10 protein-coding genes are annotated in these 11,412 nt (G+C 68.1%); 2 read left to right on the top strand and 8 right to left on the bottom strand.

The window, feature by feature from the left end; translation table 11 throughout:
• Window positions 1-33: 33 nt before the first annotated feature.
• Both ABD255_RS11120 and ABD255_RS11115 read left to right on the top strand, forming a co-directional pair.
• Entirely contained in the window at window positions 34-1,419 is a 1,386-nt protein-coding gene (locus ABD255_RS11120) for an LVIVD repeat-containing protein (protein WP_344212635.1), read from the top strand.
• An 86-nt stretch (window positions 1,420-1,505) separates the two neighbouring features.
• Window positions 1,506-2,885: an LVIVD repeat-containing protein gene (locus tag ABD255_RS11115; protein WP_344212633.1), complete on the top strand. Its 1,380-nt coding sequence runs from the start codon at window positions 1,506-1,508 to the stop codon at window positions 2,883-2,885.
• A 43-nt stretch (window positions 2,886-2,928) separates the two neighbouring features.
• Here ABD255_RS11115 and ABD255_RS11110 read toward each other — a convergent pair whose 3' ends face one another.
• The 8 genes from ABD255_RS11110 to ABD255_RS11075 form a co-directional block, all read right to left on the bottom strand.
• Window positions 2,929-3,654: an ABC transporter ATP-binding protein gene (locus ABD255_RS11110; protein ID WP_344212631.1), complete on the bottom strand. Its 726-nt coding sequence runs from the start codon at window positions 3,652-3,654 to the stop codon at window positions 2,929-2,931.
• Window positions 3,651-4,433: an ABC transporter ATP-binding protein gene (locus ABD255_RS11105; protein WP_344212629.1), complete on the bottom strand. Its 783-nt coding sequence runs from the start codon at window positions 4,431-4,433 to the stop codon at window positions 3,651-3,653. Before ABD255_RS11105 ends, ABD255_RS11110 begins: the two co-directional genes overlap by 4 nt.
• Window positions 4,434-4,445: 12 nt before the next feature.
• Complete coding sequence (locus ABD255_RS11100) at window positions 4,446-6,251, bottom strand: branched-chain amino acid ABC transporter permease (RefSeq protein WP_344212627.1); 1,806 nt, start codon at window positions 6,249-6,251, stop codon at window positions 4,446-4,448.
• A complete protein-coding gene (locus tag ABD255_RS11095; RefSeq protein ID WP_344212625.1) occupies window positions 6,248-7,342 on the bottom strand; it encodes a branched-chain amino acid ABC transporter permease in 1,095 nt (364 codons plus the stop codon). The genes ABD255_RS11100 and ABD255_RS11095 overlap by 4 nt, the downstream gene beginning before the upstream one ends.
• 65 nt (window positions 7,343-7,407) lie before the next feature.
• Entirely contained in the window at window positions 7,408-8,673 is a 1,266-nt protein-coding gene (locus tag ABD255_RS11090) for a branched-chain amino acid ABC transporter substrate-binding protein (protein WP_344212623.1), read from the bottom strand.
• A 148-nt stretch (window positions 8,674-8,821) separates the two neighbouring features.
• The gene (locus tag ABD255_RS11085) at window positions 8,822-9,235 is read right to left on the bottom strand and encodes an aconitase X swivel domain-containing protein (protein WP_344212621.1); all 414 of its coding nucleotides are present in this window, start codon (window positions 9,233-9,235) and stop codon (window positions 8,822-8,824) included.
• Window positions 9,232-10,530 (bottom strand): aconitase X, encoded by a 1,299-nt coding sequence (locus ABD255_RS11080; RefSeq protein WP_344212619.1) that lies wholly within the window; start codon window positions 10,528-10,530, stop codon window positions 9,232-9,234. Before ABD255_RS11080 ends, ABD255_RS11085 begins: the two co-directional genes overlap by 4 nt.
• Window positions 10,531-10,534: 4 nt before the next feature.
• On the bottom strand, window positions 10,535-11,407 hold the full coding sequence (locus ABD255_RS11075) for an alpha/beta fold hydrolase (RefSeq protein WP_344212617.1): 873 nt from the start codon (window positions 11,405-11,407) through the stop codon (window positions 10,535-10,537).
• Window positions 11,408-11,412: the final 5 nt, after the last annotated feature.

The following is an 11,412-nucleotide window of genomic DNA, read 5'->3' as shown; positions in this document are numbered from 1 at the left end:
AGCGCCACTGCACGTCTCTCGGAAGGAGTGGACATGAGGCGGCGATGGCGCCTCCTGACGATCGGGACGACGGTAATGGGCATCATGCTGCTCCCGATCTCGGCCGGCGCACACGATCCGGAACACGATCACGGAACGCACCCGCCCACCGGCGGCGGTGCTCCAGATCTGCACAGCGACAACATGACGTTGCTGAAGAACCTCCCCAAGGTCGACAACGCGACCCAGTCCGATCTGGCCTTCGAAGGCCGGTACGCCTATGCGGGAACCTTCACGGGATTCCGCATCATCGACATCTCGAACCCGGCGGCCGCACAGCAGGTCACGTTCTTCCCGTGTAACGGCGGGCAGGGGGACGTGTCCATCTACAACGGCCTGCTGTTCTCTTCGGTCGACACGCCGCAGACCAAGCCCAGCTGCGACAGCACCAACACCACGGCGTCCAACCCCGCCGCCTGGGAAGGTGTGCGGATCTTCGACGTGCGGGACCCGGCCAACGTCAAACACATCGCGTCGGTACGCACCGACTGCGGCTCGCACACCCACGCGCTCGTTCCTGCCGGCAGGAACAGCGTGTTCATCTATGTGGCGTCGTACGGGGTGACGCCTGGTTCGCTCGGACCGCACTGCCGGCAGGACCACGGCAAGATCTCGGTGATCCACGTCGCTGTGAACAACCCGGACAAGGCGAGGGTCGTCGCGACTCCGCCAACCACCGGGGTGCCGACCTTCGACGCGTCGCGGCTGGAACTCGACGATCTCGTGCCGCCGGGCGCACTGCTGGACACCAGAGGCTGCCACGACTTCTCCGTTCTCAAGCCGCTCAAGCTCGCGGCGGCGGCGTGCCTCAGCGTCGGCCAGATCTGGGACATCAGTGATCCCACCAGGCCGACGGTGCTGCACACGCTGACCACCGAGGAGGTGCGGGCCTGGCACTCGGCGGCGTTCACCTGGGATGGTGAGCGCGTCGTGTTCGGTGACGAGGCGGGCGGCGGCGCCCTCCCGCGGTGCCGCGCGCAGGACCCGCCGACCACCGGAGCGGTGTGGATCTACGACGTCACCTCGGGCGCGGAGCTCGGCCACTACAAGCTGCCACGCGCCGAGACCGGCGTCTGCACGATGCACAACTTCAACCTGGTACCGGGTGTGAGCCGGGACATCCTGGTCTCTGCCGCGTACACCGGCGGCACCACGGTGGCCGATCTCACCGATCCGGCGAACCCGGTGGAGATCGGCTTCTACCGGGCGGGTGACCCGATCGCGGCGGACACCTGGTCGTCGTACTGGCACAACGGGTTCATCTACGCGAACGACATCACTCGTGGGTTCGACGTGTTCTCCATCAACCATCCGGCGGTGGCCGGCGCGGCGAGCCTGTCCCGCGACAACCCGCAGACCCAGGAAATCCTGTTCCGCTGAAGGCCGACTGGCCGGCCCCGGAACCGCCGGGGCCGGCCATCCGGTCCGTGCCTGACAACCCGTCACACGATCAGGGAGGCATCACCATGTCACGGCACGTTCGTCACATCCTCGGCGCGATACTGAGCGCCGGGGTGTTGATCATCCCTTCGACCGCGGTCGCCGACCACGCGACCAACCCGCACACACCGAACATGCACGCCCTGGGGCACAGCCCGCACCCGGCGACGTTCCTGGGGGAGCCGGACGGCGTGCGCCACATCAGCTCCGATCTCGCCTTCCGGGGGAGGCTGGCGTTCCACGGCAACTACGACGGCTTCCGGGTGATCGACATCGCCGACCCGGACGCCCCGCGGGAGATCCTGCACCAGCGGTGCAACGGCGACCAGGGAGACATCTACGTCCGGGGCGACATCCTGGTCCGGTCGTGGAACTCCAAGAAGACCACCCCTCGGCTCTGTGACGGCCAGACCGTACCGGCCGGTTGGGAGGGCGTGCATGTCTTCGACATCAGCGACCTCGCGGACCCCGCGCTCGTCGCGTCCGTCTCGCTGCCCTGTGGCTCGCACACCCTCACGGGCGCCGGCGTCTCGCAGGGACGTCTGATCGTCTACAGCAACAACTCGAGCAGCGCGGGCTGTGTCGACGGCACCCGAGCCCTGGACGACCCGGTCGGTGACTTCATGGACGTCATCGCCGTACCGGTGGACGATCCGGCCGCCGCGAGCCTGATCCATCGCGAGCCGCTGGCCGGACCGACCACGGACGTCCGGACCGGATGCCACGACGCCGGGGCAATCCTCGGCCAGGTCAACAAGGTGGTCTGCGCGAGCGCTGACACCATCAACGTCTTCGACATCGGCGCGAACGGCACGCCGGGCGGCAGCCCCGAGGATCCGGTCCTGCTGTTCACGATCACCGAACCCGGCGTCGGCCAGGCCGGCACGAACGGCCGCTGGCACTCGACCATTTTCACCTGGGACGGCAAGATCATCGCCGCCGGCTGGGAGCCCGGTGGCGGCGCCGAGCCGGAGTGTCAGACCACCGATCCCGCGGTGGACAAGAGCATGTTCTTCTACGACGCCACGACCGGCGCCAAGCTCGGTCAGTGGACCCTGCCGCGCGGACAGGATGGCGTCGGCGAGAACTGCACGATCCACAACTACAACATCGTGCCGCTTCGCAGCGGCCGGTACGTCGCGATCGGCGGGCACTACCAGGCCGGCACCTGGGCCACCGACTTCACCGACCCGGCCAACCCGGTCACCGTCGGCTGGTCCGACCCGCCTGCCATCTCCCCACCCGACCTCGGCGGCGCCTGGTCGTCGTACTGGTACAACAACTTCATCTACGAGTCGAGCATCACCGAAGGGCTGAACGTCTTCCGGCTCAGCGACCGGACGACCGCTGGTGCACTGCGCCTCGGCCACCTCAACCCGCAGACTCAGGAGTTCTCACTCCCCTGACCACCTCGACACGGGCCCGTCGGCAGCCGGCGGGCCCGGCTCCTCACAGCTCGCCGAGGTAGGCGGCCTGCATCCGCGGATTGCTCATCAGCTTCTCCGCCGTGTCGGCCAGCACGATCTTCCCGGTCTGCAGCACGTAGCCGCGGTCGGCGATCGAGAGGGCCATGGTCGCGTTCTGCTCGACGACGAAGACCGTGGTCCCCTGCTGGTTGATCTCGCGGATGATCTCGAAGTTCTGCTCGACCAGGACCGGGGCCAGGCCCATCGAGGGTTCGTCCATCAGCAGCAGCTTCGGCCGTGCCATCAGCGCCCGGGCCATCGCCACCATCTGCTGCTCGCCACCGGACAGCGTCCCGGCCCGCTGGCCGAGTCGCTGTCTCACCCTCGGAAAGAGGGTGTAGACCCGCTCGAAGTCCTTCTCGACCTCCTCGGTGTCCCGCCTGAGGTAGCAGCCGAGCTCCAGGTTCTCGCGCACGGTCATGCGTTTGAACAAACGGCGGTTCTCCGGGACCATCGACAAGCCCAGGCCGACCAGTCGTTGCGTCGGCAGGCCGGTGATGCGCCGGCCGTCGAGCAGCACCTCGCCCTGGGTCGGGACCACAGAGCCGAGGATCGTCTTCAGCATCGTGGTCTTGCCGCTGGCGTTGCCGCCCAGCAGGCAGACCACCTCGCCCCGGCGAATCTCGAGGTCGATCTCGCGCAGGACCTGGATCGCGCCGTAGTGCGTACTGACGTTGCGCAGCCTGAGGAGCGGCTCGGCGTCAGTCATGTCGCGCTCGCCTTCCGGCCGAGGTAGGCCTCGATCACGCGGTCGTTGCTCGCTACCTCGTCGTAGCGGCCCTCGGCGATCAGGTGTCCGTAATCGAGGACGACGACCCGCTCGGACACCCCCTTCACCAGCCGCATGTCGTGCTCGATGAGGGCGATCGTGACGCCGATCTCGTCCCGCATCCGCCTTATCAGACCGATCAACTCCCCGGTCTCCTGCGGGTTCATCCCAGCGGTCGGCTCGTCGAGCAGCAGCAGCTTCGGCTCCGACGCGAGCGCGCGGGCGATCTCCAGCCGCCGCCGGTTGGCGTACGACAGGGAGCGCGCCGGGGTGTCGAACCGCCATCCGACCAGCCGGCTGCCGAAGAACGCCAGCGCCTGTTCGGCTAGAAGCCGGGTCTCCGCCTCCTCCCGCCGGAACGACGGCGGCCGCAGCACCGCCTTGAGCATCCCGGACCCGGTCCTGCAATGCCGGGCGACCATGACGTTCTCCCGGACGCTCATCTCCGGGAACAAGCGGACGTTCTGGAACGTGCGGGCGATCCCGAGCTCGATGACCTGGCTGGGACGCAGGCCGACGACATTGCGCCCATCGAAGACGATCTCGCCCCGGTCGGGCCGGATCATCCCGGTGACGAGGTTGAACAGGGTGGTCTTGCCGGCGCCGTTCGGGCCGATGACGCAAACGATCTCGCCCTGGTCCACGTGGAGGTCGAGGTCGTCGACGGCCCGGACTCCACCGAAGTCCTTGGTGAGCCCGCGGATCTCGAACAGTGCCATGCCGATCCCCCCTCAACTCGGCCTGGTCTGGGTGCCGGGGTCCCGGGTGCCGGGGTCCTGGGTGCCGGTGTCCTGCGGCTGCAGCCAGTCGTCCTGCGCCAGCTCCTCTTCATGCAGCTCCTCGGCCCGGCGTTTGCTCGGCACGAACCCTTCCGGTCGCCGGAGCATCATGAAGATCAACAGGGCGCCGTAGATGAGGAAGCGATACTCCTCGAACTCGCGCAGCAGCTCCGGCAGACCCACGAGCACCAGGGTGCCGAGGATCACGCCGGGCACGCTGGCCATGCCGCCCACGATGATCACCACCAGCACCGTGATCGACACGATGACGTTGAAGCTGTGCGGGAACACCGAGCCGATCTTGGTGGCGAACAGGGCGCCTCCGAAGCCGGCCAGCACGGCCCCGACGACGAAGGCCGAGAGCTTGGCGGTGACGATGTCGACACCCATCGCCTCCGCGACCGCCTCGTCCTCGCGCATCGCCATCCAGGCCCGGCCGATCCGTGAGTCCTGCAGCGCGTACGTCGCGTAGGCCGCGAGCAGGACGAAGGCGAAGATGACGTAGAAGAACGCCTGCGGGCTTCGGATCTCGAGTGGCCCGATGGTGATGTCGCCGACCTGGATGATCCCCTGCGCCCCGCCGAACGTCGGCTTGAGCCAGTCGGACAGGAACAGCAGCCGGGCGATCTCGCCGAATCCGAGCGTGACGATGGCAAGGTAGTCGCCGCGCATGCCCAGCACCGGCGTACCCACCAACAGCCCCGCCACCGCCGAGGCGAGCACCACGAAAGGTACCGCGAGCCAGAACACCCAGCCGACGCCGAGGCTCGACTGGGGCGAGGTCAGCAGCGCGGCCGTGTAGGCGCCCACCGCGAAGAACGCGACGTAGCCGAGATCGAGCAGACCGGCGAACCCCACCACGATGTTCAGCCCGAGCGACATCAGCAGGAAGATGCCGGCGATGTTGAGCACCTCGCTGAGGAACGGCCCGATCACCTGCGGGAGAAGGCCGAGCAGCAGCAGGAGCCCGGCCAGGGCAGCAATCCGGAGGATCCGGCGGCTCCGGTCAGGAAGCCCCTCGAACCGGGTCCGGACGGGATTGGGCCGCCGCCGCGATGCCTGCAGCTGAAGGCAGAACCCCACCACCGCGACCACGGCGACGCCCGGAATGCTGAGAGCACCGCTGTCGTCGTACAAGAAGTCGCTGAGCGGTGCTGTCCAGATCCCTAGCTGCTCCTGGATCCCGCCAAGGACCTGGGTGACGACCTGCTGCATCAACCCGAAGCCGATCACCCACCCGGCCGCGGCCAGGACAGCTCGGCGCCAACTGTCCGGAAGCAGGTGAACCGCACCGGCGAGACCGCCCAGCCCGGCGTACAGGCCGATCAGCAGCCCCATACCTGCTCCGAGCTCCAGCCCGAGGGTGAGGATCCGGGGATCATCGCGGACCAGCTCTGGGGTGACGTTCAGGAACACACCGCGGATATCGACCCTCGCGATCAGCAGCACGAACGCAGCCATCATCACGCCACCGGTGAGCCCCGCCAGCAGGCCGGCGGCGGCATTCCGCCAGCCGGGGCGCCGGGTCTCGACCCCCTCGCGGACCGGCTCCGGCCGCCCGGCGAAGTACCCGGCCAGCAGCGGGACGGCCAGCAGCAACAGCTCTCCGAGCGTCAGGGGACCGACCAGCCCGCGTTCGGAGAAAGCCTCGACCATGCCGTTGGCGGACACGAAGACCGCAGTGGCTCCGCCGACGAGTCCGAGCCTGAGCGCCCGCGGGCCGGTGCCGGTCACCGGAATCTCGATGGCCGTCGTCATCCCCTGTCCTCCCTCACCCGTTCACCGAGAATGCCGGTGGGGCGGAAGATCAGCACCAGGACCAGGGTCAGGAACGCGACCACGTCCTTGAGTTGGTGGGCGGCGGGGATGCCGAGCCCGACGAGTACCAGGCTCGGGCCCATCGACTCCACCATGCCGAGGGTCAGCCCACCGACAGCGGCGCCCGGGATGTTGCCGATGCCGCCGAGCACCGCCGCGGTGAACGCCTTGATGCCCGGCAGGAACCCGCTGAGGAAGAAGACGTTCTGGAACACCAGCCCGAACAGCAGGCCGCCCGCCCCCGCCATCGCGCCACCGACACCGAAAACCCTGGCGATCGTCCGGTCGACGTCGACCCCCATCAGCCGGGCGATCTCAGGGTCCTCGGAGACCGCCCGCATCGCCCTCCCGGCCCTGGTCTTTTCCACGTACAGGTAGAGGCAGGCCATGAGCAGCAGCGCCGCGACGATCACCAGCAGATGGACCCGGAGGATCCGGAAGCCGAGGACCGTGAACGTCCCGGTGAGGATGTCCACCTCCGGATAGGCCTTCACCGACGTGCCGAACAGGCTGGCCATCGTGTATTGCAGGAAGAACGACGCGCCGATCGCGGTGATGAAGGGGATCAGCCGCGGAGCGCCACGCAACGGGCGATAGGCCACCCGCTCGAGCCCCAGAGCGACGACCGCCGAGACGGTCATACAACAGCTCAGCGCGATCAGCAGTGCCAGGACCGGGGCGGCCTCCCACAGCGCCGTACGGGAGAGGCCGTCGGTGACGAAGTAGCCGGTCATCGCGCCGATCATGAACACCTCGCCATGCGCGAAGTTGATGAACCGGAGCACGCCGTAGACCATCGTGTAGCCGAGGGCGATCAGCGCGTAGACCGAGCCCTGGGCGATCCCGAACACCACCAGGTCGCGCCACTGCTGGCCACTCAGCCGCATGCTGGCGATACTGCGGGAAGCGCCGATCAGGAGCAGGGCGATCGCCGCGATCCGAACCAGCCAGAGGACCGCACCGACGATCGGGAGCCGAAATGCCCGCCGGCCGGCCGCCCGTCCTCGCGGCGGGAGGTTGGTCCTGGCCATGTGCCTCCTCGAGCGTCAGGCGAGCATGACCGGGCACCCGCTCTCGGGTGCCCGGCCGTGCGCGCTCAGCGTTCCGGCGGCTCGAACGTGAACAGCACGTTGCCCCGGACCTGGTCGATCGTCCGCTGGCCCGCCGTGTTCTGGACGATGTCGATCTTCGGGTCGGCGCAGTCGCCGAACTCGTCGCAGGACAGCGTCCCGGTCAGACCCTGGTAGTCCTTGGTCGCGTGCAACTCGTCGATGAGCTTCTGGCGGTCGATGTGCACCGTGCCGTCCTCCTCCACCGCCACCTTCTCGATGGCAGCGAAGATCATGTTGACGGCGTCGTAGGAGTGCGCATGGAAGGCCTGGATGGGCTTCTCGCCGAACTTCGTCTCGTACTTGCCGACGAACTCCTCGTACGCCGGTCCGGTCGGCGTCGCGGGACCGGAGAAGTGCATGCCCTCGGTCTGACTGATCACGATGAACGTATCGGAGAGCAGACCGTCGGCACCGAACAGCTTCTTCGTGTCGGCCAGCAGCGGGAATCCCTTGGCCTGCCTGACGATGAAGTCGGCCTCCGGCTGGAAGATCGGGAAGAAGACCACATCCGGTGTCGACGCGGCCACCTCGGTCAGCACCGGCCGCATGTCGGTGTCGCCCTTGCTGATCGCGGTCGCCAGGCTGATGGTGCCGCCCAGTTCCTTGAACGAGGAACCGAAGGCGTTCGCCAGGCCCTCGGTGTACGGGTCACCGTCGTGGATCGTGGCCGCCCGCTTCGCCCCCAGCCGCTGGAACGCGAAAGTCGCCGCGGCCTGGCCCTGGATGATGTCGTTGTGAGCCGTGCGGAGATATCCCTTCTGGTTGGCGGCGCCCTTCGTACCGCGCAGGTCGGACGTCAGGGTCGGCGAGGTGTTCGACCCCGAGATCATCAGGACGCCCTTAGCCGAAAGGATCTCCATCGCCGGCACCGCGGCACCGGAGCAACTGGTTCCGATGACGGCGACGATCTGCGGATCGGCGGCGAGCTTCTGGGCGGCGGTGGTGCCGCCCTCGGCCTTGCACAGGTCGTCCTCGACCTGGTTCCGGATCGGATGCCCGAGTAGGTTTCCACCTTTGTCGTCGATGGCGATCTGGACCGCTCGCACCTGGTCCGTCCCCAGGCTGGCGGTGTCGCCACTGATGGCTTGGATGAGCCCGATCTTGATCGGTGCGCCCGTCTCGACGGTGATTGCGCCCAGCGGGCCCGGCGTGAACTCTCCGGCCTCTTCCTCTTCGGGTGCGCACGCGGCGCCGACGAGCGCCAGCGCACCGATGAGACAGGCCGTGAACTGATACTTGCGTGTCCTCATCGCACCTCCTTCAGGAGGCCCCTCTTGCGCCACTTCGGTTGGGGTGGCGATAAGCGTGATGCTACTCCGAGTCGGACCGGCAGCCACCCCTTCGACCCCACCCGCCACCGCCGATCGTGAGCACCTGCTACTCGACGTACCCGGAGTCTTACCAGCTGATGGCACCGCCGCCGCGGGTGGCTTCGACCCGGACGACGATGCCGGCCGGGATCTTGGTGTGGCCCGGTGGTTCGACCAGGAGAATCGGGACGTCGAGGCCGTAGAGCTCACTGGCGACGATCGCACCGAGGACGACGATCGCGTCCGGCCTGGCCAGGACGATCGCCGCCGGCGCGGCCTGCGAGCGGATCTGCTCGGCCAGCACGCTCGAGCTCGAACTCGATCCGCACCCCGACTCCATGACGAGCACGCAGCCCGCCAGTGCGGCGCCGTACTGCGGGTGGCGCGGGTCGACGATGCGTCCGCGCGCGTCGGTGCCGCCCCAGAAGGACAGCGGTTCGGTCAGCCTGGTGGTGAACCCTTCCGCGGTCCCGCTGGTGAGCACCTCGGCGTGGATCATCATCTCGGATCCTCCCCGAGGAGAGAGTCGTCGAGGACTACGCGCCCGAGGCGGGCGGAGGCCACGCAGTCCTGAATCGAGCCGAGCACCACGTCGACCCCGAGGTTGCCGGGCGCGTAGTAGGCCCATTTACCGGAGTTGGTCATCACGTTCTTCGCCGCCGGCGACAGGATCGACGTCACGTACGTGCAGGTGTCGACGACGACGGTCACCCCGGCAGACTCGAGGATCCGCAGTACGCCGCTCTGCTGGGCCCGGGCCCGCGTCGCCCGACCGGTCGACAAGTAGAACGAGACATCGCCGTGGATCGGTGGACCGTCGCGGAGCAGGTCGGCGAGCACCTCGCACTCCGCGTACGACGCGTGCGGCGTCCCGACGCTCACCGCGTCGAGGCGACCCGAGGAGAACATCGACAGCTCGGCCCGGGTCGCCCGAAGGACTCCCGGGCTGACGTTCCGCTGACCGGCCGGATGCTTGCCCTGGAGTGCGTCGTCGAGGGTGGCTGCCTCCGGCGTCACACCGACAACGTGGAACATCGCCACGCCACCAGAGGACGCGGCCGCCGCACCGAAGGCCTTGAGCCTGTCCTCGCCGATGTCGGCCGGTAAACCGACGAGGATCGGTATCTCTGGACCGGCGACCGAGCCGACATAGTGACCGAGGAGCGGATAGGCCAGCTCGGACCGCAGAACGGCACGGTCGAGGAGGCTGCAGTCGAACACCAAGGTTCCTCGCCGGGCCTCGTCGGTCTGGAGACCGGAGAAGGGCACCCGTCCGGTGATCGCGGCACAGATGTCCAGGAAGTCGCCGTAGCGGTCCGTGCGCGCACCGAGCACCGAGTTCGCGAAGACGATCGCATTCGACTCCGCCCACGCGATGTGCTCGCCCAGGCCAGGCCGATCCGGAAGCTGGTACGGCGCGCACGTCCAACTCGCCGTACAGCCGAGCGCCAGGTACGCCGACATCACCTGCCGCCCACCGACTGCGACCTCGCGCTCGACCTCGGTATCGGTACGAACGAGGTCGGGGTGGAGCAGATCCATCGACCCGACGTTCAGCGTGGTGGGCACGCACACGGTCGCGCCGAGTGCGACGAGGCGGCCGGCGAAATCGAGGCTCACCCTGCCGTGGTAGAGGCACGAGTCGACGTGCGCCGAGGTGATTTCCACCAGCCGCGACGCGCCGACGGTCCGGCCCAGGCCGACGACGACGCGCATCGCCAGCGCGACCCCGTCGCCGTACTCGCCGGCCAGCATCCGCGCCTCCTGGGCGGTGAGAACCAGCTCAGCGCGCGACATCTGCTCAGCCTTCGCCCGGCCACCAGTCCCGGATCGCGGCGACGATCTCGTCCGGTGCGTCTTCCTGGATGTAGTGCGACGCACCCTGGAGGATCTCGGTCCGGTGGTTCGGGAACGTCCGTTCCCAGCGGAGCCGGTGCGGCGTCCTGAAGCCCGGATCCTTGTCACCCCACACCACCAGCGCAGGCTTGCCGGCGACCCGCGCCAGTCCTTGCTCGACCTCCGCCAGGAATTCGCGGGCAGCCAGGATCTCGCGTGGCATCACGTGCACCGGCACCCTCGACTCGCGGGTGGGATGCGGGCGCCTGTACATGAACCGCTCGTCGAGCGAGAGCTTCCTTCGCCTGATACCGCCTCGCAGGAAGACGTTGGTGAACACGTCCGCGCGCTCCACCAGGAGCCCGCCGACGAAAGCGCTGCCGAGGGTCCTGGAGAAGGTCTTGGTCGCCCTGTCCCCGATCGGCCAAGCCCAGGTGTTGCCGATCACGAACGCCCTGAACCGGTCGGGGTGACGGCCGGCCACCCAGAACCCGATCGGGCCACCCCAGTCCTGCACCATCAGCGTGATGTCGCGCAGATCCAGCTGCTCGACGAACGCCTCCACCAGCCGGGCGTGCTCACTGACTGTATAGCCGTACCCTGCCGGAGCGGTCGACAGGCCGAAGCCCGGGTAGTCCAGCGCGATGCAGCGGAACCGATCCTGCAAACCCTGCACGATATGCCGGTACAGGAACGACCAGGTCGGATTCCCGTGCAGGCCCAGGAACACCGGACCGTCACCTTCGTCGATGTAGTGGACCCGCGCGCCGGCCACGTCGGCGAACCGGCTCTCGAACGGGAACAACTCATCGTTGACCCACGCTGGACGTGTCGCCATCACTG

Origin of the sequence: Kribbella sancticallisti (assembly GCF_039530625.1) — a bacterium.
Classification (GTDB): Bacteria; Actinomycetota; Actinomycetes; order Propionibacteriales; family Kribbellaceae; genus Kribbella; species Kribbella sancticallisti.
Note: the sequence above shows the minus strand (reverse complement) of the source record. Positions and strands in the feature narration are given on the sequence as shown.